The 22,458-nt window shown below is 70.7% G+C and carries 18 protein-coding genes; 14 read left to right on the top strand and 4 right to left on the bottom strand.

Annotated elements, in window-relative coordinates; all coding sequences use genetic code 11:
* Window positions 1-59 precede the first annotated feature (59 nt).
* Together GGD89_RS01005 and GGD89_RS01000 are read right to left on the bottom strand one after the other, a co-directional pair.
* Window positions 60-638, bottom strand: coding sequence for a YcjF family protein (locus GGD89_RS01005; protein WP_184042226.1), 579 nt, complete (start codon window positions 636-638; stop codon window positions 60-62).
* Window positions 639-834: 196 nt separating this feature from the next.
* Complete coding sequence (locus tag GGD89_RS01000) at window positions 835-1,539, bottom strand: DUF697 domain-containing protein (RefSeq protein ID WP_184042225.1); 705 nt, start codon at window positions 1,537-1,539, stop codon at window positions 835-837.
* A gap of 673 nt (window positions 1,540-2,212) precedes the next feature.
* Between GGD89_RS01000 and GGD89_RS00995 the strand changes: the two genes are divergently transcribed.
* The 3 genes from GGD89_RS00995 (at window position 2,213) to GGD89_RS00985 (ending at window position 6,319) form a co-directional block, all read left to right on the top strand.
* Window positions 2,213-3,793, top strand: a complete 1,581-nt coding sequence (locus GGD89_RS00995; protein ID WP_184042224.1) for an ATP-binding cassette domain-containing protein — start codon at window positions 2,213-2,215, stop codon at window positions 3,791-3,793.
* Window positions 3,790-5,487, top strand: a complete 1,698-nt coding sequence (locus tag GGD89_RS00990; protein WP_184042223.1) for an ATP-binding cassette domain-containing protein — start codon at window positions 3,790-3,792, stop codon at window positions 5,485-5,487. Before GGD89_RS00995 ends, GGD89_RS00990 begins: the two co-directional genes overlap by 4 nt.
* Before the next feature lie 76 nt (window positions 5,488-5,563).
* A complete protein-coding gene (locus tag GGD89_RS00985; protein ID WP_184042222.1) occupies window positions 5,564-6,319 on the top strand; it encodes an HAD family hydrolase in 756 nt (251 codons plus the stop codon).
* A gap of 2 nt (window positions 6,320-6,321) precedes the next feature.
* On the opposite strand, the gene GGD89_RS00980 is transcribed toward GGD89_RS00985, so the two are convergent.
* The gene (locus tag GGD89_RS00980) at window positions 6,322-7,611 is read right to left on the bottom strand and encodes a nucleotide sugar dehydrogenase (RefSeq protein ID WP_184042221.1); all 1,290 of its coding nucleotides are present in this window, start codon (window positions 7,609-7,611) and stop codon (window positions 6,322-6,324) included.
* A 25-nt stretch (window positions 7,612-7,636) separates the two neighbouring features.
* On the bottom strand, window positions 7,637-9,505 hold the full coding sequence (locus tag GGD89_RS00975) for a heavy metal translocating P-type ATPase (protein ID WP_184042220.1): 1,869 nt from the start codon (window positions 9,503-9,505) through the stop codon (window positions 7,637-7,639).
* 681 nt (window positions 9,506-10,186) lie between these two features.
* Between GGD89_RS00975 and GGD89_RS00970 the strand changes: the two genes are divergently transcribed.
* From GGD89_RS00970 to GGD89_RS00920, 11 genes are all read left to right on the top strand, one after another.
* Complete coding sequence (locus GGD89_RS00970; protein ID WP_184042219.1) at window positions 10,187-11,176, top strand: Gfo/Idh/MocA family protein; 990 nt, start codon at window positions 10,187-10,189, stop codon at window positions 11,174-11,176.
* Complete coding sequence (locus GGD89_RS00965; protein WP_184042218.1) at window positions 11,173-11,598, top strand: DUF6917 domain-containing protein; 426 nt, start codon at window positions 11,173-11,175, stop codon at window positions 11,596-11,598. The genes GGD89_RS00970 and GGD89_RS00965 overlap by 4 nt, the downstream gene beginning before the upstream one ends.
* A complete protein-coding gene (locus GGD89_RS00960; RefSeq protein WP_184042217.1) occupies window positions 11,595-12,641 on the top strand; it encodes a Gfo/Idh/MocA family oxidoreductase in 1,047 nt (348 codons plus the stop codon). The genes GGD89_RS00965 and GGD89_RS00960 overlap by 4 nt, the downstream gene beginning before the upstream one ends.
* A gap of 7 nt (window positions 12,642-12,648) precedes the next feature.
* Window positions 12,649-13,863, top strand: a complete 1,215-nt coding sequence (locus GGD89_RS00955; protein WP_184042216.1) for a DegT/DnrJ/EryC1/StrS family aminotransferase — start codon at window positions 12,649-12,651, stop codon at window positions 13,861-13,863.
* Window positions 13,860-14,972 (top strand): DegT/DnrJ/EryC1/StrS family aminotransferase, encoded by a 1,113-nt coding sequence (locus GGD89_RS00950; RefSeq protein WP_184042215.1) that lies wholly within the window; start codon window positions 13,860-13,862, stop codon window positions 14,970-14,972. Before GGD89_RS00955 ends, GGD89_RS00950 begins: the two co-directional genes overlap by 4 nt.
* A gap of 109 nt (window positions 14,973-15,081) precedes the next feature.
* Window positions 15,082-15,960: a sugar phosphate isomerase/epimerase family protein gene (locus tag GGD89_RS00945; protein ID WP_184042214.1), complete on the top strand. Its 879-nt coding sequence runs from the start codon at window positions 15,082-15,084 to the stop codon at window positions 15,958-15,960.
* On the top strand, window positions 15,957-17,312 hold the full coding sequence (locus GGD89_RS00940) for a M20/M25/M40 family metallo-hydrolase (RefSeq protein ID WP_184042213.1): 1,356 nt from the start codon (window positions 15,957-15,959) through the stop codon (window positions 17,310-17,312). The genes GGD89_RS00945 and GGD89_RS00940 overlap by 4 nt, the downstream gene beginning before the upstream one ends.
* Complete coding sequence (locus GGD89_RS00935; RefSeq protein ID WP_184042212.1) at window positions 17,309-18,391, top strand: Ldh family oxidoreductase; 1,083 nt, start codon at window positions 17,309-17,311, stop codon at window positions 18,389-18,391. Before GGD89_RS00940 ends, GGD89_RS00935 begins: the two co-directional genes overlap by 4 nt.
* 26 nt (window positions 18,392-18,417) lie before the next feature.
* Window positions 18,418-19,980 (top strand): bifunctional phosphoribosylaminoimidazolecarboxamide formyltransferase/IMP cyclohydrolase, encoded by a 1,563-nt coding sequence (gene purH / locus GGD89_RS00930; RefSeq protein ID WP_184042211.1) that lies wholly within the window; start codon window positions 18,418-18,420, stop codon window positions 19,978-19,980.
* A gap of 57 nt (window positions 19,981-20,037) precedes the next feature.
* Entirely contained in the window at window positions 20,038-21,030 is a 993-nt protein-coding gene (locus GGD89_RS00925; protein WP_184042210.1) for a phosphoribosylaminoimidazolesuccinocarboxamide synthase, read from the top strand.
* 38 nt (window positions 21,031-21,068) lie between these two features.
* Window positions 21,069-22,433, top strand: coding sequence for an adenylosuccinate synthetase (locus GGD89_RS00920; RefSeq protein ID WP_184042209.1), 1,365 nt, complete (start codon window positions 21,069-21,071; stop codon window positions 22,431-22,433).
* Window positions 22,434-22,458 lie beyond the last annotated feature (25 nt).

Raw genomic sequence — 22,458 nt, 5'->3', positions numbered from 1 at the left:
GCGCCTTCCATGCCGCCTTCCGTGCCCCCGTCCGCATCCGCGTCCGTGGTGGGCGCCGATCAGGCGGACGCCGCCGCCCGGCCCTCGTCCGCGGGCGGATGGCCGGCGTTGAGGTCGGCCGCCTCCGCCTTGCCGCGCTTGACGGCGTCGCGGAAGCGCTCGCGCACGTCGGCGGGACGGAAGGTGAGCAGCGTGCCCCCCGACGCGAAGTGCTCGGCGAAGATGCGGCCGATGGCGTAGGTGATGGCGCCCCCCAGGATGGCCATGCTCGCGCCGCCGGCCAGGCTGCCGATCACCGGGAAGACCTTGAGCAGGCTGCCGGCGGTGGCCACGGCGGTGATGGGCACGATGCCGCCGATCAGCGACAGCACCAGGGACTTGGCGATGTTCTCCGAGAACCGTACGGAATAGCGCCGCGCCAGGGCGTGGATCAGCTTCAGTTCCACCGCGATCAGGGCCGCGATATCGAACACCGGCACGGGCACCAGCGACAGCGCCATGGCGCTGATGACGTAGGTCTTGATGAGGTTGTCGATCTGCGCGTCGGTCGGGGGGATCGTGTGCCCCGCCGCGACCGCGTCGTCGACGGCATCCCCGGCGTCGGTCGCGGCTTCGGTCTGATCGGTCTCGGTGATCATATCGACCTCCTTGTCGTGGACGATCGGGCGTGTCGTGGACGATCGGGGGGCACGGTGGGCCGCGCATCACCGTCGCACGCCACGCCGGCCTGTCCACCCTGGACCGCCAACCTTTCTATTTCATTTCGAAGCCGAAGTGTCTCATGAAGCGCGCGGCGGCGCAATCGCCATCCGTTTCCAGGAACCGGACATCGCTCTATGGCTGAGACTCGGCCCGGGGATGCTCTCCGGCCGGCGAGCGCGCCGCGTCGGCGGATCCGGCGGGACGCGGCCCGACGCCGTCGACCCGGTCGCGCATGCGGGACGCCACCTGGCGTCCCTGGGCCAGCGCGGACTTGAAGTGCGCGCGGGCGGCGTCGAGTTTGATGTCGTGGAGGGTTCCGCCGCGCTCGTAGTGGCGGATGAACACCTGCCCCAGGGCATAGACGACGGCGCCGGACAGCAGGGAGACCCCGCCCGCCCCCACTACCGACCCGACGATGGGGACCGACTTCACGGCGCTGGCCATGCTGCCCACGGCCGTCACCGGAAGCACGGCCGGGATCAGGGCGATCAGCGCCGCGCGCGCGGCCTCGTTCGAGAAGGGCACCCCATAACACTGGCTCAGCCCGTGAACCATGCGCACCGAAAGGCCCACCACGCTGGCGACATCGACCACCGGCACGGGCACCAGGCCGATGGCCATGGCCGCGATGACGTTGCCGCGCACCAGGGACTGGGCCTCCGCATGGATGAGGTCGGCGACGGTCGGCAGGTCGTCCGCGCCGCCGTCCCCATCGTCCCTCCCGTTGTCCCCCCCATTGTCCCTCCCGTCGTCCCTCCCGTCGGGGATGGGCTCATCGCCCCGGTCGAGGTCCGAGGAGGATCGCGGCGGCGGCTCTGCATGCGCGTCGTCGGTCATGGGTGTCACGGCTCCCGGGGGTGTGAGGGTGGAGACATGGTTTCGGCGGCGACCGCGCGGTCCATCCGGAGGAGAGCGGGTCCACGCGCCGACCATGGCCCGCCAGAGACCCTCGGCGCGCCGGCCCGGGACCCCGGACCCTGCGGCCCCCCCCGCCGGGTCGATCCCCGGGCCGTCCCTCAGGCCGTCCTTGGGGCCGGAGGCCGTCGGCAGCAGCCGCAGCAGGCGCGCGCCGCCAAGCCGGCCGCGCCGCAGCCCCCGGGCCACCCCCTGGACGACGCGCGCCAAGCGGCCCCACGGAACGATCCTGACCCATCCGTAAAGGACCCACATGGCACCGTCTTGCTCGATGGCGCAACGCGCGCGGAGCCGTGGCGCCCGGACCGGACGGTCGGTGGTCCCGCACCCCGTCCACGGGCACCCCAGAAACAGTAGGCCGCAGGCATACGGTGATCAACCCGGTTCATAAAGCCCTTTGATCGCGGACCGTCGCCAGCCATGCGCCCGTCGCGCGTCGCGGCGCCCGGGACTCCACGGGCGGACCTCCCCGCGCGACCCCCCTCGACGACACCGGAGCCGAACTGTACTGTTCCGAGTGCCTTGCCATGAGGACTGGTGAATGGTGTCGGAGCGATCCCGTCAGGTCGGCACGCCGAGGCGACCACCCGCCGGCGTGAGTCTACTGGTCATCCTCGTGGGCGCCACCAGCGCGGGGGTCGGTGGAGCGCTGGGCTATGCGGTCGGCTTTCTGCCGGATCGCCAGGCGCCCGGCTGGGTGTTCGTGGCCGCGCTCGTGATGATCGTCGCGTTCGTGACCCTGCGCACCCCGATGATGGTGGCCATCCACGGCCTGATCCACGCGCGGACGCTGAGCCACCGCCGCGCCGTCATCCGGGCGCTGGGCCAGATGCCGTTCGAGACCCTCCGGGCGCTCGGCCCGGATGCCCTCCGTCACCGGATCATCGACCTCGGGCACCGGGCTACCGAGTCCGCCCTGTTGATCGCGCAGGGCTGGCAGGTGGTGGCGCGCGTGCTGGCCGCCTTCATCCTCATCGCCATGATCGCGCCGACCGTGTTCCTGGCGCTGACGGGGATCGCCCTGGCCATGACGCTGGGGCTGGCCCTGGCGACCCAGCGCATGCTGGCCCACGAGCGCGTCATACGCGAGGCCCAGGAGCGGACGTTCGAGGGCATGGCGGAGATGCTGCGCGGTTTCAAGACCCTGAAGCTCAACCCGGCCCTGGCCCGGGACTTTCACGCCGCCGAGCTGGCGGGGCCGTCCGACGCCGCCGCGCGGGCCGGACGCGCGGCCGGCCGCCTGCTGGCCACGACCACGGCGATGACCAACGCCGTGCGCTTCGCCCTGGTGGCGCTGGTGCTGGTCCTGGGGCCACATCTCGGCGACGGCACCGTCGCGCCGGAGGCCCTGGGCGCGGTCGCCCTGATCGTCGCCATGCCGCTGTACGTCCTTGATCAGACCCCGGTCCTAGCGCGGGCGATGGAGGCGCGGCGCGCCCTGGAGGCCTTCACGGCGGAGGTGCGCGCGGCCGCCCGCCCCCCGGCGTCCCCGGTCGCCACCGAACCGCCGCCGCCGGCAACGTTCACCGGGCTGGACACCCTCGATCTCGTCTACCGCTATCGCGATCCGACGGCGACCGCCGGCTTCACGCTGGGGCCGCTCTCCTGCCGGATCGAGCCCGGCACGGTGACCTTCATCGTCGGCGGCAACGGCAGCGGCAAGACCACGATGCTGACCCTGCTGGTGGGGCTGATGCCACCGGCCTCGGGCGCCATCCTGCTGAACGGGCGTCCCGCCGACGCGGAGGCGCGCGCGGCGCTCTGCTCGGTGGTGTTCGCCGATCCGGTCCTGTTCAGCCGCGCCTATGGGCTTTCGCCCGCCCGGCGAGCGCGGCTGGCGCCGCTGCTGGAGGATCTGGGCCTGCCGCGCGCGCTCGGCCTGGACGCCGACACCCTGCATCCCCAGAGGGTGTCCATGGGCCAGCGCAAGCGGATTGCCCTGGCGCTGGCGCTGCTGGAAGACCGGCCCCTGCTGCTGCTGGACGAGGTCGCCGCCGACCAGGATCCGGCGTTTCGCCAGCGATTCTATCGGGACCTGCTGCCGCGCCTGACGGCGGAGGGGCGGACCATCGTGGCCGTCAGTCACGACGACCGGTGGTTCCATGTGGCGGACCAGATCATCCACCTGGACAGCGGACGGCGGGTCGGCCCCGGCGCCGATGCCGCGGCCTCATGACCGGCGTGACGGGCGCGCCAGACCCGTGGCCCGAGGCACCGCCCCGGGGGGCGCTCCTCCCCCTCGGGTCGATCCGCAGCGTGGTCCGCGCCCTGCTGATGCATGACCCGGACGGCGGGCCGGTCGGCCTGGTTCTGGCCGCGCTGACCGGCCTGGTGTTCGCGGTGGTGATCCTGACCGCCGGCGCCCTGATCCGGGACGCCGCGTCGCAGCCGGTCGACCTCGCCCGGCTGATCGGCTTCCTCGCCCTGGTGGCCGGGGCCGCCGTCGTCCACGGGATGGCCCTGGCGCGCGGGATGCGGAGCAGCGAGCGATGCCGGCGCGCCCTGCTGGACGGGCTGGTCGGCCGGCTGCGCGAGACCAGCCTGGAGGCGGTGGAGATCACCGGCGCCGACAGCCTGAGCGAGGCCGTCGCCCGCGCCTTGAGCACCGTGGCCAGCGGTGTCCTGCTGGTGTTCCAGATCGTGCAGCACGGCCTGACGCTGATCGTGTGCGCGCTCGTCATCCTGGTCACCACGCCCACGGTGTTCCTGTGCCTGGGCGCGGCGGCGGTGGTCTGGGGCGTCCTGGTCCGCCGGCGCCGCATTGTCGAACGCCGGGCCTCGGCCCGCGCCGCCGAGGCCGAGGCCCGCTTCAACCGTCACCTCGGCGAGATGATCGCCGGCTCTCGGGACCTGCATCTGGACCCGGCGAAACGGCGCGACCTGGTGATCACCGCGTTGGCGCCGGCGGCGCGGGCGGCCCGCGACGGCGCGGTGGCGGCGGCCGGCGCCCGCTCGCGGATCATGGACATGCACGCGCTGAGCTGGCTGCTGGCCATGGCGCTGCTGGTGTTCGTGCTGCCACGGTTCGGGCTGTCGGCCCAAGTGACGGTGGCGTTCCTGATGCTGGCCGTCCTGTGGCAGTGGATCAGCGGCTTGCTCCTGGTGATGCCGACCCTGGAGCGCGCCGGCCAGGCCCTCGACCGCCTCGACGGGCTGGACCGGGCGCTGGCGCCGGAGACGACCGGCCCCCAGGCGGCGCCGGCAGCGGCGGACGCGCCGGCGTTCGAGCGGCTGGTGCTGAGCGGGCTCACCTATCGCTACCCGGACGCGGGCGGCGTCCCCGGGTTCGGCATGGGGCCGATCGACCTGACCCTCCGGCGGGGCGAGATCCTGTTCCTGGTCGGCGGCAACGGCAGCGGCAAGTCGACCCTCATCAAGGTGCTCACAGGCCTGTATGCGCCGTCGGACGGGGACATGACGGTGGACGGCCACCCGGTGACCCTGGCCGCGTGGCGGTCCCTGTTCGCCTATGTGCCCACCGACCTGCACCTGTTCCGCCGGCTCTACGGCATCGCCCCCGAGGCCGTGGCGGACGGGCGGTGGGTGCTCGACCGCCTAGGTGTCGCCCGCGTCGTGGGGATCCACGACGGCGCCTTCACCACCCGCGCCCTGTCGGCGGGTCAGCGCAAGCGGCTGGGCCTGGCCGTCGCGATCATGGAGCGCCGCCCGGTGCTGGTGCTGGACGAGTGGGCGGCCGATCAGGACCCGGAATCCCGCCGCCTGTTCTACACCGAGGTGCTGCCGGACCTGCGCGCCCGGGGCCTGACGGCCGTCGTGGTCAGCCACGACGATCGCTACTTCACGGCGGCGGATCGTGTGGTCAAGATGCGGGATGGCCGGGTGGTCGCGGAGGACGACGACGACGGCTGACAAAGCGACCGTTAGCAACGGTCCTTGACCAGGACGGTGGCCGCCGACGTGAACTTCCATGAGGAGGGCAGGAGACATGACCACGTCCGGACAGATGGTCATCGGCATCGACGGCGATGATACGCTGTGGCACATGGAGAAGTTCTATGCCGATGCCCAGCGTGCCTACGGCGCCCTTCTCAAGGCGTATGGATCGAGCGAGGAGATCGACGCGCGCCTGCTCCGGACCGAGACCCGCAACATCGACGTCTTCGGCTATGGCGTCAAAAGCTTCGTGCTGTCGATGATCGAGACGGCCCTGGAGGTCTCCGACAGAGAGATCTCGGGACGGGACGTCGAAACCATCATGCGAATCGGGCACGACATCCTGCAATCTCCCACGGAATTGATCGACGGTGTCGCCGATGTCATACAGTCCTTGTCGGCGTCCCACCGGCTGATCCTGATCACCAAGGGGGAGCTGATCAGTCAGGAGCGGCGCATCGCCGAGTCCGGCCTCGCGGCGTCCTTCGAGGCGATCGAGATCGTCAGCGAGAAAACCCCCGCGACCTACCGGACCATCCTGAAGCGGCATGGCGTCCCCGTCGGGGCCTTCGTCATGATCGGCAACTCCGTGCGCTCCGACATCGCGCCGGTTCTGGACATCGGCGGACGCGCCGTTCACATCCCCTATCACGTGACCTGGGCCCATGAGGCGCACGCGCCCCTGGCGTCCGACAGCGCGGACACCACCGCCACCGCCGGCCTGTGGCGGCTGGACAGCATCCGCGAGGTTCCGGACCTGCTGGCGCGGATCGGCCGCGCCGGGACGAACGACGCACCGCGCGGGTAAGGCTACAGGCACCAGAGTTCCACGTTGGGCGGGCATTGGGCGCGATCGAGACAGGCCCGCACATCGGCGACAAACCCGCCATGGCCGGCCAGGCAGCGCAGGATCAAGGGCCAGCCGTGTTCGACATACGGGCGCTGGGGCACGGCCAGGATCACGGCGTCCGCCGGCGCCAGCGTCTCCAGGTCGCCGAGCGGAACCCCGAACTGGGCCACGACCTCCGCCGGGTCGGCCATGGGATCGTGGACCTGCACCAGCACGCCGAACGACTGAAGCTCCCGGACGATGTCGACGACGCGGGTGTTGCGGAGGTCCGGCACGTTCTCCTTGAAGGTCAGCCCGAGGACGGTCACCCGGGCCGGACCGCCGCCGTTGCGGCGCATCAGCCGTTTCACGGTGTTGCGGGCGACGAACGCGCCCATGCCATCGTTGATGCGGCGCCCCGCCAGGATGACCTGCGGGTGGTAGCCGACCTGCTCCGCCCGGTGGGTGAGATAGTAGGGATCCACGCCGATGCAGTGACCGCCGACCAGGCCCGGCGTGAACGGCAGGAAGTTCCACTTCGTTCCGGCGGCCGCCAGGACATCGCCGGTGTCGATGTCGAGCCGGTCGAAGATCATCGCCAGCTCATTCATCAGCGCGATGTTCAAGTCGCGCTGCGTGTTCTCGATCACCTTCGCCGCCTCCGCCGTGCGGATGTTGACGGTGCGATGAATCGGCGCCGCGATGACGCGGCCGTAGACGTGGGCGATGATGTCCAGGCTACGGGGATCGCTCGCCGACACCACCTTGGCGAGGCTCTCGAACCGATGGTCCCGGTCCCCCGGATTGATCCGCTCCGGAGAGTAGCCGACGGCGAAGTCGTCGCCCAGGACCAGACCGGACTCCGCCTCCAGGATCGGCACGCAGACGGTTTCCGTGGCGCCCGGAAAGACGGTCGATTCGTAGACGACGATATCCCCGGTCTTGAGGATCCGGCCGACCGTTCGACTGGCGGCGACGAGCGGGGACAGGTCGGGCTGTTTGGTCTCGTTGATCGGCGTCGGCACGGTGACGATGTGGAAGTCGGCCCGGGCCAGATCCTCGGGCCGCGTGGTCAGATGCAGCGGCGCGGCCGTCAGGACGTCGGCGGGCACTTCCCGGGTCTGGTCATCGCCGGCCTTCAGGGCGGCGATCCGCTCCGCCTTGGTGTCGAAGGCGATCACCGGGAAACCACACCGGGCGAAGGCGACGGCCACGGGAAGCCCCACATACCCCAGGCCAATCACGGACAGGACACGGGCGTGGTCGGCCATCAGGACAGGTCCTCGTGGTGCGGGCTCACGGGGCCGCCAGAGCGGACGGACCACCCTCCCCCGCCATCAGGGGGCGCGCGGCCGGGGGGTCGATCGCGTCACCGGGCCGTGGCGGGCGGGCGGCATTCGAGACGATCGCGGCCCCACACGCGAAGCTTCCCAGGACGATCGTCGTGAACGCGGCCTGTCCGAACAGCGCGGCGATGACCAGGGCGGCGTCGGCCACGATGCTCAGGTAGAGGCTTTCCGTCAGCCTCTTGTTGAAGCCCTCGGCGACATCGAAGATTTGATGAAGTCCACGAATATCCTGGGTCAGCAAGATAACTTGCGACGTGTCGATCGCGATTGACGACGCGCCACTGATCGACACGGACATATCCGCCTGGCTGAGGGCGATGGAGTCGTTAATGCCATCGCCGATAAAGCAGACCTTGTGTCCCTTTCTCTGAAGCTCTTGAATGTACACGGCCTTCTGGTCGGGCGGAGTCTCGGCCTGGACGCGATCGATCCCCAGGGTCCGCGCCAGATGCTCCGTCGGCGCGCGCTGGTCCCCCGACAGCACATGCAGGGTCAGGTTTCGCCGTTTCAGCAGGCGGACGGCGGCATGCGCCTCGGGTCGCAGCGTCGGCTGCACGTGGATGGCGCCGATCGCCTGGCCATCCAGCGCGATCCAGACGGTCGAGCGCCCGACCTGGGCCGACTCCCGCTCCCGGTCCTCGGACAGGGCCGGGCGCGCGACCGTCAGGGTCTCCATGAACCGCGCGCTGCCGACGGCCACCTCGCCCTCGGCCAGCCGCGCCGTCAGGCCGAACCCGAACTGGACCGTCACGTCGTCGGGACGGGGAGCGTCCAGGCCGTCGCGGCGCGCCGCCTCCAGGATCGCCAGCGCGATGATGTGCGTCTGGTCCGCCTCCGCCGAGGCCGCCAGGCGCAGGACATCGGCGTCCGTGTGGTCGCCGAAGGCATCAATGTCCGTCACCTGCATGGTGTCGGACGTCAGCGTGCCCGTCTTGTCGAACACCACGGTGTCGATGGTCTTCATGCGCTCCAGGGTCCGGCCGTCCTTCACCAGGATCTGGTGATCCAGCCCCCGCCGCAGCGCGGTGAACAGCGCCGCCGGCGCCGCCAGGCGCATGGTGTAGCCGAAGCCGAACGCCCAGATGACGCCCATGGCCGCCTGCGTGCCCCGCAGCGCCCAGGCCACGGCGCCGAAGATCAGGATCGGGGCGGTCAGGCGGTCCAGAAGGCGCAGCCATCGCCATTGCAGGGACTGACGATACCGGAGCGTCCGTTGCAGGGTGGCGGCGATCTGGGCCGCGACCGTCCTGGTGCCCGCTTCCTCGACACAGACCGACAGGGTCCCCGTCAGCAGATGGGTGCTGGCGTAGACACGCTCCCCGACCGTGCGTTCGACCGGCAGGGCCTCGCCGGTCAGCAGCCGTTCGTCCACCGTTCCGCAGCCCTCCGTGATCAGGCCGTCAACGGGAATGGTGCCGCCGGCCCGCACCACGACCGTCGCGCCCTTGTCCACGCGGTCGAGCGGCGTTTCCACCTCCGCGCCGTCGATCAGCAGCCAGGCCTTGGTGATGTTGACGCCGAGGCCATCCATCAAGACCTGCTGGGACCTGTTCTCGGCCCGCGCCAGGACCGTTCCCGAGGCCGACAGCGCCAGCATCAAGAGGGCCGCGATCAGCCACTGGCCGGACAGGATCAGGCTGACGAAGACGACCGTATCGATCAGACCAAAGGTAATGCGCCGGCGCCGGACCAGGTCGACGACGCCGTCCTGAAGAAACGGAAAGCAGCCCCAAAGGACGAAGGGCAACGCCGCGATCGCGATGGCCGGCTGAACGATCCCCGCCACCGACACCACGACGGCGATGATCGACGCCATCGTCCGATCATTGAGGAACGGCTCAACCGCTGCGTCGCTGGTGTCCGAAACATAGACGCTTTGAGTCTCGGTTTCGGACGGGGGGCGCGGCCGCCGCTTTCGCGCCGGTTCCAGGGTCTGTCGTGAGGTGACGAGTGTCTTCGTTCTGATTCGATGCAGTCGGCCAAGATCGGACCGCCGCTTGTCTCTGGACGCATAAAGGTAGGACGCTCCGCCAACAACAAGAGAGGCCGCGATTACCGGGACAAGAGGAATCATGGCACCCGTCCGTTCCTGCAAGCGGTTTTCGTCACCGACACCAAGCACGCTGGCGCGTTCGTCCACGGTCGGTCGTCCGCACGACCTCGGCATCCGATTCGATGCCGGAATAGTACCACCCATTATTGAAACGCATCAATAACGAGCTTATTCGCTGCGAGTCGACCGACGCCGCGCGAGTCCAGGGGCTCGGTCGCCGCCGGCCGGCCGCATCTCACAGCCCGATCAACTGCGGCGGCGCGGCTTTACCGCCAACGGTGATCCCCTCTCGCCGCCGGGACCACAATCGCGATCTCCCACTCAATCATTACGATTGCGCATCATTTTCGGCTTGACGGCCTTCCCTATTACGAGTGCCATATACCTTCATCATCCCATTGGATATATCCCTTCGATTTGAGACACTTTTCGAGTGAGTCGACGATGCCAGAGACCGTTTCGCGCGACCTTCGTCTCGGCCTCATCGGATGCGGTGTAATCTCGGCGTACTACGTGCGGGCCATCGAGAAACGGACCGACGTCCGTATCACCGCCGTCAGCGACCTCGATCCGGCGCGGGTCCCGCCGTCGCTCGTCCACGATGTGCCCGTCATGACGAACTACGCGGACCTGATGGCCAGCGGACTCGTCGATGCCGTCATCGTCAATGTGCCCAACGATGCCCACGTCGAGGTCTGCTCGGCGGCGTTGAACCATGACCTCCACGTGTGTTGTGAAAAGCCCCTGGCGCTCAGCGAGGCCGATGCCGCCCACCTGACTCACCAGGCCAGGACTCGCGGACTCGTGCTTTTCACGGCGTTTCACCGTCGCTACAATCAACACTACATAGATTTCCTGGACGCCGGATTCGACACGGCCTCCGTTTCCCATGTCTCTCTCTATTATTGCGAAAAGATCGAGGATCACTGCGGGCGGGACCGGTGGTACCTCAACCCGGACCGGTGCGGCGGCGGCTGTCTGGCGGACAACGGACCGAATGCGCTGGATGCGCTGATGGCGCTTCTCGGCCCGTTGACGGTCGACGGCGTGGACCTTGAGGTCGATGACCGCGGGCTTGACATCCGCGCACGGGTGCGGCTCACCGCCGGCGCCGTCTCGGCCGAGGCCCTCCTCGACTGGGGGTATCCCGACGGGGAACTGAAAGGGTTTGTCGTTCGGGACAAGGCCGGCGCCACGACCAGCATCGATTACCTGCGAGGATACACGGGCTTCAAGGAATCCCTGGAGCACGAGTACGAGGGCGTCCTGGCCGACTTCGTCGCCCGCGTCACCGGCGCGCCTCGGGGCGCGGTCAGCCACTGCGCGCCGCGTGGCGTCGGCCCGGAGGGTGACACCGTCGCCCGGCTTGTCGCGGACGCCTACCGCCAGGCCCGTCCGGTCCCGCGCATCGCCGTCACCGGGGGCCTGGCATGAGCATCGCCCCGGACAAGCGCACCGTGACGGCCGTCTTCGTGAAGCGCCTTCGCCACGTCCGCCACGATCGCGGCATGACCTTGATTCCCGAGAGCACACGGTGCGTACGGGCCGGCGACCTCCACGAACTGGTGACCACGGATCAGACGGGCCTGTCCGCCGGGTCGCGCGTGGATCGCACCGGCTTCCTCGGCTTCGTGGAGGTCACGCGGGCCGGAGTCATCGAGGCGGGCGACGTCGTGGCCCTGCCCGAGGCACGGGTCGGCCGGGTCGTCGGCTTCGACGACTGCCATTTCCCAAATCATTACAACATCATCATCGAAAGCACCGCGCTTCTGACGGGGGATCACCCGAGCGTCGCGGTCGAGGGCACGGTGCGCTTCGAACCGGAAGCCGCCTCTGGTCGGGGAGAGAGGCCATGACGCAGACAGCAACGGCGCGGATCGTCGGGCCGGCGCCCGCCACCGAAGATGTGCAGCCGGTGATCGTCGGCCTGGGCCACGCGGGCACCAACTTCCATCTCCGCCCGCTGGAGACCCATGCCGACCACTTCCTGTCGCGCGCCGGCGTCCGCCTGTTGCCGCCCATGGTCGTCGACCCCCGCCTGAGCGAGTCCCGCCGGCTGGCCGACCTGGCGGTGGAGCGGCGGGGCGGCGCCATCGTCCACATCTCGGCCACGGCCGTCCTCAACACGCGGATCCTGACCCAGGCCTACGAGCTGGGCTACCGCCGCTTTCTGGTCGAGAAGCCGCTGTGCATCGGGTTTCGCCAGATCGAGGAGATGGAGGCCATCGCGCGGGCCGACGACATCAAGATCGTCGTCGTGACGAACTGGCTGTTCAGCCGGTTGACGCGGCTTCTGGCGCGGCGGATCGCCGAACACGGCGGACCCGACGCCGTGGTGACCCTGGAGATGCACCAGCACAAGCCGCGCTTCTCCCGAACCCGGAGCCGGACCGTGAACCCGACGGCCTTCGAGGTGGAGTTGCCCCACATGCTGGGCCTGACGGCGCACCTTCTGGGTCCCCGGCTGACGCTGGTCTCAAGCGCCTGCGAGGATCTGGTCGTCGGCGAGACGCACCGCTACGAGGCCCTGGGATCGGTCACCCTGCGCCTGACCGCCAACGCGGGGACGCCCGCGACGCTTCTGTCGGACCTGCGCAAGCCGACCCGCGAGCGCTGGGTGGACTTGCGCTTTCGCGACGGGGCGCGGCTGCGGGGCTACTTCCCCTGCTCGTCGGACGACTGCTTCTCCCACCTGGCGACCGTGGACGAGGACGGCGGCGTGACCGTCATCGACCGGTTCGAGGATAACACCGTCCAACAGATGCTGCGCGAGACTTACGACTACTTTCTCGGCATCGGCGACCGGCCGGTCAGCACGCCGGAGTTCCACTTGCCGATGTGCCGGCTGCTTGCCCAGGCCCGCGCCACCTGCGGCCTGAAAGACCCCGAACCCGAGTAGAGCGACCATGACTCACGGCCTGATTCATGCGGACCTGCCGGCGCCCGCGCCCCGCCCGACGGCGGACGACGACATCCCGTTCTATGACGGCTCGGCGTCGTTCCGACGGTCCTGGCCGGACCTCCGGCGGCATCTGGACGCCGTCATGGATCGCGGCAAGTACAGCCACGGCCAGATGGTCGAGCGACTGGAGGCGCGCCTGTGCGCCTACACCGGCGCGCGCTTCGCCATCGGCTGCAACAGCGGCACCGACGCCCTGATGATCCTGCTGCGCGCCGCCGGGGTGGCGCCGGGCGACGAGGTGATCGTGCCCTGTTTCACCTTCGTGGCCAGCGCCACCAGCGTCGCGCTCATCGGCGCGCGGCCGGTGTTCGTCGACGTCAACCCGCGCACCTACGATATCGACGTCGCGGCCGCCCGCGCCGCCGTCACCGAGCGAACCAGGGCCATCATGCCGGTGCACCTGTTCCACCAGATGGCCGACATGACGGCCCTCCAGGCGCTGGCGGACGACGCGAACCTCATGATCGTGGAGGACAGCGCCGAGGCCATCGGCATGTGGTACGGCGGCCGCCACGGCGGCCTGTTCGGCCGGGGTGGGGTGCTGTCCTTCTTCCCCACCAAGACCCTCGGCGCCCTGGGCGACGCCGGGATGATCCTGACCGATGACGCGTCCATCGTCGACGAGGCGCGCGTCATGCGACACCACGGCCGGACCGGCCAGACCATCGACAACATGCCCGGAATCTCCAACGAGGCCGTGGTGTGGGGCTACAACAGCAAGATGGACGACATCCAGGCCGCCGTGCTGATGACGCGCATGGCGACGCTCGACGCCGAGATCGCGCGCCGGGCCGAGATCGCCGGCCTGTACGACCGCCTGCTGGCCCCCCTTGATCCGCGCGTGCGCACGCCCCGGGTGGCGGCCCGCCCCGAGGCGACCAATCCCGTGTACTACGTCTACGTGATCGAGGCCGAGAACAAGGCGGGGCTGATGGCCCACCTGGCCGCGCACGGGATCGGAACCGAGGAATACTACCCGCGCCCCCTGCACAGGCAGCCCTGTTTCGCGGACCTGGGATACCGGGCCGGCGATTTCCCGGTCGCCGAGGACGCCTGCACCCGAACCTTCGCCCTGCCCCTCTATCCGGATCTGTCCGACCGCGCGGTCGAGCGCGTGTGCGCCTGCATCTCCGACTTCTACGACCGGAGCCCGGCATGACGATTCCGTTCTTCCCCCCGGACCTGTTCGAGGCCGACCGGCCGCTCATCCACGACCTCGTCTTCGAGGCCGGGACCACGAACCGGTTCATGCTGAAGGATCACGTCGCCGCCCTGGAGGACGGCTTTCGCCGCGCCACGGGGGCGGCGGACGCCATCGCCGTCAGCAGCGGCACCTTCGCCGTCCTGGTGGCCCTGAAGGCGGCCGGTGTCGGCCCCGGCGACGAGGTGATCGTGCAGGCCTACTGCTGCCAGCCCGTGGCCAGCCAGGTGATCGCCCTGGGGGCGACCCCCGTGTTCGTCGACGTCACCGCCGACACCATGGTCATGGATCCGGCCCGCGTCGAGGAGCGGATCACGCCGAGGACCAGGGCCATCCTGCCGGCGCACCTGTTCTCCTGCCTGGTCGACATGGCGCCCCTGCGCGACATCGCCCGCCGGCACGGCCTGGTGATCGTCGAGGACGCCTGCGTGCAGCAGGGGGCCACCCAGGATGGCGTCGCGGCCGGCCGCCTGGGCGACGTCGGCACCTTCTCCTTCTTCCAGGTCAAGGCCATGGGGGGCTGTGGAGAGGGCGGCATGATCGTCACCGACGATCCGGAGATCGGCCGCCGCTGCCGCATGCTGCGCAATCACGGACAGGACGGCGCGACACGCTTCCTGCATCACATCATCGGCTTCAACAGCCGCATGGACGAGATCATGGCCGGCTTCCTGAACCACCGGCTGGCGCGGTTCGACGACATCCTGCGGTCCCGCGCGCGCATCGCCGCGTCGTACACCGAGCGCCTGTCGGTCCTCGGCAACCGGATCACGCTGCCGCCGCCCGGGGTCGAGGGCCGCTGCTACTATATCTATGCCGTCCAGAGCCCCGACCGCGACGCGCTGCGCGCGTTCCTGCTCGATCGCGGCATCGCGACGCACATCTACTACCCCCGCATCCTCCCGCACCAGCGGGCCTTCGCCGCCTATGCCGATCCACGGGACCGGCTGGACACCGCCATCCGCGCGGCGCGACAGAACCTGGCCCTGCCGATCTATCCCCACATGACGGACGCCCAGGCGGACGCGGTGGTCGACGGGGTGCTGGCCTTTCACACGCGCCATTGAGCGCCCGTCCGGTCCCTCCCCGGGTCACCGATGCTGGGATTGTCGCCCCATGGACACCGCCATCGGCCCCATCGCGGGAACGCCCCGGACCCGACACGGGGAGGAAATGATGACCGACGCCGTCCTGACTCGCCGGCACATCGGCGGCCTGGGCGACGAGGCCGCCCCGGATCTGGCCGGTCAGGTGCGCATCCACGACGCGCTGGGGTTCGGGTTCCTGGAGCTGCGCAGCATCGCCGGAACGGCCGTCGCCGACATCGATCCCGCGTCCGCCCGGCGCTACAGCGACCAGATCACGGCCGCCGGCCTTGAGGTCGCCTGCCTCGCCTCGCGCATCGCGAACTGGGCCCGGCCCATTAGCGGTCCCCTCCAGGAGGATCTGGACGAGCTGGACCGGCTGGCCACGCTGGCGCCGATCTTCGGGTGCCGGACGGTGCGCATCATGTCCTATCCCAACGACGGGCTCACGGACCGCGCCTGGGAAGCGGAGGCCATGCGCCGCCTCACGGCCCTGGTCGAGCGCGCCGCCGACCGCACCCTGGTGCTGTGGCACGAGAACTGCGCCGGCTGGGCGGGCCGGGATCCCCGGCGGGCCGTGGCCCTGTTCTCGGCCATCGATTCCCCTCACCTGCGGGCGCTGTTCGACATCGGCAATCCCGTCGCCTACGGGCACGACGGGCTGGCCTACATGGAGGCCGTCTTCCCCTGGATCGACCATGTGCACGTCAAGGACGCCCGCAGCGACGGCGACACGGTCACCTTCACCTTCCCGGGCGAGGGCGACGCCCGCCTGCTGGAGATCCTGGATCGCCTCTGGGCCGGCGGCTATCGCGGCCGGATCAGCCTGGAACCGCACATCGGCCATATCCCGCATCTGCGGACCTCGACGGACGCGCCGGCGCTGGCGCGTGGCTACCGGGCCTATGCGGAGCGGTTCGTGGCGTTGCTGGGCGACCGTCTCCAGGCGGCCGGCGGGCCGGGACCATGACCGCCGCCGTCGAGACCGCCGGCCCGTGGACGGCCGACCTGTGGACGGCCGAGGACGAGGCCTGCCTCCTCGACCTGCTGGCGATCGACACGACGACGCCGATGGAGCACGGCAGCCGGGGGCGCATCGCCGAGGCCCAGCGCCGCCTGATCGACCACGCGCTCACCATCGGTTTCGCGGCGGTTCACTGGCGGGCCCCGGATGCCTCGTGCCTGGACCGCCCCGACGTGCCCGTCACCGTCCGGGAGCGCGCCCGGGCGCTGGGCGCGGACTTCCTGGAGGCCCAGCCCAACCTCGTTCTCCACCTGGGCGCCGAGCGGCCGCCCGACCGGCGGCTGGTGTTCAACGCGCATATGGACACGGTCGGCGGCGGCGGCCCGGCGCGGGCCACGGCGGACCGCCTTCAGGGCCGGGGGGTGATCGACGCCAAGGGGCTCGCCGTGGCCGTGCTGGCCGGCGTGCGCGCCGCCCTGGCCCGCGACCCGTCCCTGATGGACACCCTGACCGTCCAGATCCAGGCGCCGGCCGGCGAGGAGGGCGGCGCCATGGGCGTTTACGGCACCCGCGTGCTGACGGAGGCCGGAGTCTGGGGACGGCTCAACGTCATCTGCGAGCCGACCGACGGCGGCTACTTCGACCGCACCACGACCTCGGCGACGGCGCGGATCCGGGTGGAGGGCCAGGGGTCCACCGACGATGATCCCTGCCGGGGCGAGAACGCCACCCTGCTGCTGGCCGCCCTCGCCGACCGGCTCGCCCACCGGCTGGCGCCGCGCGTCCTCGACCGGGGCGGCAAGATCTGCCTGGCGGGTCTCCAGACCGGCGCCGCGCACAATCGCGTCTATGGGTCGGGACACCTGCTGATCAACTTCGCCTACACGGACCCGCCGATGGCAAAGGCCATCGAGGCCATGGCCGAGGCCGCGTTCACCGAGGCCCGCGACCGGTTCGCCGCCGACTATCGCGACCTGGCGGTGACGCGCGCGGCGGCCCTGGCGGCCGACCGGATTTGCCGGATGGACTGGCTGAAGCGCGGCCTGCCGGTGCTGTCGAATCGCGACCCGACCTGCGAGGCGCTGCTCGCCGCCATCGGTCTCGACCGGATCGCCGAGGGCGACGCGCGGTTGCCGTTCACCTGCGACGCCATGTGGCTCGCGCGCCCGGAGGCCTACACGATCGTCTTCGGCCCGGGCGATCTGGGGCGCAATCGCGCCCATGCCGAGGGTGAGTTCATCGATCGGCGGGACCTGTACGGCTACGTCGACCGGATCGCCCGACTGTGCCTCGCCATGGCCCGGCATCTCCGGGACGAGACGCCGCGCACCGGAGAGGACGGGAGGACCATCTCATGACGATGCAGGCGGCGGACGTGCGCGCCTACGACCACCAGGCCCTGGTCGCGTTCTCCGTCGAGACACTCGCGGCGGCCGGCCTGCCCGAAGCGCAGGCGCGGATCGCCGCCGCCGGCCTCGCCTACGCCGATCTGCACGGCTTCGACAGCCACGGGGCGATCAATCTGGCCCGGATCTACCTGCCCAAGGTGCATGACGGGGCGATTGCCCGCGACGGCGTCCCGGGCGTGGTGCGCGCCCAGGGCGCCACGGTGCGCATCGCGGGCCGCCGCGCCATCGGCTTCGTGAGCGCCGCCTTCGCCATGGACCAGGCCTGCCGTCTGGCCCGCGCCCACGGTATCGGCTGCGCGGCGGTCGACGGGCTGACCCATTCCGGCAGCATGGGGTTCTACGTCAAGACCGCCGTGGACGACGGCCTGATCGGCCTCGCCTTGATCAATCTCGGGTCCCAGGCGCTGGTGCCGGCCCCGGGTTCGACGACCCCCCTGGTGGGCACCAATGTCGTCGCCGCCGGCGTTCCGGCGGGCGACCTGCCGCCGTTCCTGCTCGACATGAGCACGGCGGCCGTCTCCACCGGGCGGGTGCGTCTGGCGGCGCGGCGGGACGAGCCCATCCCGGCGGGCTGGCTGGCCGACGCCGAGGGCCGGGACGTCACCGACCCCCGGGCGCTGGACGCCGGGACCGCCTTTCTTCTGCCGCTGGGCGGACAGGCATCCGGCTACAAGGGCCTGGGGCTGGCGCTGCTTTGCGATCTGCTGTGTGCGGCCTTGTCCGGCGCGGCGGCCGGTCCGGTCGGCGCCACGGCATCCGACGAGAACATCGGTCTGGTCCTGATCGCCATCGATCCCAAGGCCCTGCGGTCGATGGACGCGTTCCGCGAGGCCGTGGACCAGATCCTGTCGGCGGTCCTGGCCGTGGACACCACCGATCCCGACACCCCCGTCGTCTACCCGGGCTATCGGGAGGCCATGACCGCCCGGCATCGGCAGACGCACGGAATCCCGCTGGACGGGGCGACCGTGGCGTCCCTGGTCGAGGCCGGGGAACGGGTGGGCGTCGCCTTCCCGGCGGCGCGGTAACGGCACAGGACCATGGGGAGCGCACGATGTCCCAGGCATTCATCAGCCTTCGCGACGGCACCGGCCTCGACACCCTGGCGCCCGCGCTCGCCCACGGCGCCGTCGCCCTGTTCGCGCCGCCGGCCAGCGCCCCCATCCTGCGCGACGCGGGCCTGGCGGTGACCGAGGTCGCCGATCCGTTCGAGCTGCCGGATCGCCTCGGGCAGCCGGTGTCGCGAAACCCGTTGCGGGCGGCGGTCCGTGCCCTTGATCTGGTGATCGTGACCACGCTATGCCCCGACGGGAACGACGGGCGCGACCGCCCTCCTGTGTCTCCGGATCTGGCCCGGGATCTGGCCCGGGATCTGGCCCGGGATCTGGCCCACGATCTGGCGACCCTGGTCCGCATGGCGGCCCACGACCACCACCGGGTCGCCGTGGCCGTGGATCCGGCGGACTTCGGCGCCGTCGCGGCCCTGGTCTCGGGATCGGCCGCCGGCCCCGCCGCCGAGGCGCGGCGGCGACTGGCGCGCCGCGCCCTGGCCCACACCGCCGCCGTCGATGCCGCCGTCGCGGCGGCCATCCCGGCCGAGTCCGCGACCGACGGCGACGGTCCCTTTCCCGAGACCATGGCCCTGATCGGGCGACGGCGCCTGGCGCTGCGGTACGGCGAGAACCCGCAGCAGCAGGCCGCCCTTTACAGCCTCCAGATGCAACCACAGACACAAGCACCCGGTGTCTGCACCATGACCCAGGTGCACGGCAAGGCGCTCAGCTACAACAACATCGCCGACGCCGACGCCGCGTTCGGCCTGGCGCGGACCTTCGATCGCCCCGCCGCCGTGATCGTGAAGCACGGCACGCCCTGCGGCGCGGCGCGGGGAGACACGCTCTCCGACGCCCTCGGGCGGGCGCTGACCTGCGACCCCGTCAGCGCCTATGGCGGCATCGTCGCCGTCAACCGCCCCCTGGATGCGGCGACGGCCGAGACCATCGCCGGCCGCTTTTTCGAGGTCGTGGTCGCGCCCGACTTCGCCGAGGACGCGCGCGCCCGCCTCGCCGGCAAGACGGCCCTTCGGCTGCTGGCCACGGGCACCGCGACCATGGAGCCCCCCGAAACGCCGGGCTTCCGGTCGGTCGGCGGCGGGTTCCTGATCCAGACGGCCAACCGCCCGCCCGACACCGACACGCCGTGGCGGGTCGTCTCGCGGCGCCCGCCGACGGACCCCGAATGGAGGGACATGCGGTTCGGGATCGCGGTGGTGGGACACGTGCGCTCCAACGCGGTGATCCTGGTCCGGGACGGCGCCACCATCGGCATCGGCACGGGGCAGACCAGCCGCGTGGACAGCGCCCGGATGGCGGTCCAGAAGGCAACGGCCGCCGCCGGCGACACGGACGGACGCCCGGCCGGACCCGGCGCGGCCGGGGCCGTCGTCGCCTCGGACGGCTGCTTTCCCTTCGCCGATGGCCTGGAGGCCGCGGCGGAGGCCGGCGCGACGGCGGCCATCCATCCCGGCGGGTCCAAGCGCGACGCGGAGGTCATCGCCCTGGCCGACGCGCGCGACATGGCCATGGTCTTCACCGGAACACGCCAGTTCCGGCACTGAGGTGCCCGCCCCGGCCGCAGGCATCCGACGCGTTTCTCGGACGAGGAGACTGAACACATGCCCAAGCGCTGGTCGACCAAGGACGTTGACATCCTCAGGCCGCCGTCCGAGCACGAGCCGGGTCTGGCGACGTTTCGGTTCACCGACGACTATTCCGTCTTCCATTACAGCAAGATGCCCGACCGGATCCCCGACAAGGGCGAGGCCCTGGGCCGCATGGCCGCCTACACCCTGCGGCGCCTGGAGCAGGCCGGCGTGCCGACGCACATGGTGGCCTTCGATCCCCCGCGCACCATGACGGTGAAGTTCCTGCGTATTCTGGATCCGGCCCGGGGCGAGTTGCACCCGGGCGACCGGGCCCGCCTGGTGCCCCTGCAGGTCATCTACCGCAACCGCCTGCCGCCCGGCGCCTCGGTGTTCCGGCGGCTGGCGGCGAAAAAGGTGACCCTGGACGAGCTCGGCCTGACCGGCTTGCCCACGCCGGGAGCCACGTTGAAGACACCGATCATCGAGTTCACGACCAAGCTGGAGGAGATCGACCGCTTCATCACCCACGCCGAGGCGCAGGCCCTGGCCGCGCTGTCCGACGCGCAGGTGGCGGAGGTCAAGCGCCTGGCGCACGTCATCAACGGCGTCGTGAACGAGATCGCGCAATCGCGCGGCCTGACCTATGCCGACGGCAAGGTCGAGTTCGGAATCGACGGCGACGGCCGGGTGATTCTGGTCGATACCGCCGGCACCGCCGACGAGAACCGCTTCACGCTGGACGGCGTCCACGTCACCAAGCAGATCCTGCGCGACTTCTATCTGGCGCGCGGCCTGGAGGCGGACGTTCAACGCTGGGCCGCCGAGGGACGCCCCCGGTCCACCTGGCCGACGCCCGAGCCGCTGCCGGGCGACCTGCTATCGCTGGTGGCGGACATGTACCGCTCGCTGTGCGAGCTGTGGACGGGCGAGACCATCTGGGGCGCCCCCCCCCTTTACGACCTGGCCTCGAAACTGCGCGCCTGGCAGCTCCCGGCGCCACAGAGCGCGACCCGCCCGTCATGACGCACGGTCGTCCGCCACCCACCGAAGGGAGCACGCGCATGGACGTTGTCGTTGTCGGCAGCCAGTTCGGGGACGAAGGCAAGGGCCGGTTCACGGACTACTACGCTGAACAGGCCGACGCCGTGGTCCGCTACCAGGCCGGACCGCACACCGGCCATCGGGTCGTGACCCACGCCGGGCAGTTCCGGTTCGTGCAGGTCCCCGCCGGCGTCCTGCGCGGCCGTCCCTGCGGCCTGGGCAACGGCTGTGTCGTCGATCCGGTCGCGCTGGTCGAGGAAATCCGGGGCTTCGAACAGGCCGGGCTGTCCGTTGACCTGCATATCGCGCCGACGTGTCACGTGATCTTCCCCTATCATCGCCTCCAGGACGAGGCCATGGAGATCTGGCGCGGCGCGCCCCTTCGGTCCCCGGCGACGGACCGGGAGGCGTCGGCGTCCGCGAACCGGGAACTGGGATCGACGCGCCGTGGCGTGGGACCCTGCCGGGAAGACAAGATCGGCCGGATCGGCCTGCGTCTGGTCGACCTTCTCGACCCGGACAGCGCGCGCCCCCGCATGGAGAAGCTGCACGCCCTCAAGCGCCGCTGGATCGCCACCCTGGCGCCGGCGCTGGCCGACGACGCCGAGGCATGGGATGTCCCGGCGATCACCGCGCGCTATCTCGACGCCGTGGCCACGCTGTCCCCCGCGCTGGACGACATTCCGACGTGGCTGGAGGGCCTGTCGGCCTCGGGCAAGTCGGTGGTCTACGAAGGCGCGCAGAGCGTCATGCTCGATATCGAGCATGGCACGTATCCCTTCTGTTCCAGCGGCTACAGCGCCGGCGGCGGCGTCTTCGTCGGGGCCGGCATCCCGCCCGGCCGGCCGCTGGACATCCTGGCGGTCGCCAAGGCCTATACCACCCGGGTCGGCGGCGGCCCCCTGGCCACGGAGATCGAGGACGAGGACACCGCCAACGCCATCGCCGAGCGGGGCCGCGAGTACGGCACGGTGACCGGCCGGCGCCGGCGCATCGGCTGGCTGGACCTGCCGCTGCTGAAACGCTCGATCCAGCTCGACGGCGTGCGCGCCCTGTGTCTGTCCTGTCTGGATGTCCTGTCGGACCTGCCCACCGTCCAGGTCGCCGTGGCCCACACGGTCGACGGCCGGACCATCACCACCTACGCCACCGAACAGGCCCGCGTGGGCGACTTTCACCCGGTTTACGAGACCTTTCCCGGGTGGCCCGGCTTCGATCCCGACCGCGCGGCGCGGGAGGGCCTGTCGGCGCTGCCGCCGGAGGCCCGGGCCTATCTGTCGTTCATCGCCCGGAGCCTGGACGTCGAGTTCGCCGCCATCGGCGTCGGCGCCGATCGCGCGCACACCATCACCGTGACCGATCCCTTCCACAGCCGCGCGTCCTGACGCCCGCGCGCCCCGACGAGGCCGA

It is taken from the genome of Roseospira visakhapatnamensis, assembly GCF_014197915.1.
Classification (GTDB): domain Bacteria; phylum Pseudomonadota; class Alphaproteobacteria; order Rhodospirillales; family Rhodospirillaceae; genus Rhodospira; species Rhodospira visakhapatnamensis.
This window is presented reverse-complemented; position numbering and strand designations above follow the sequence as displayed.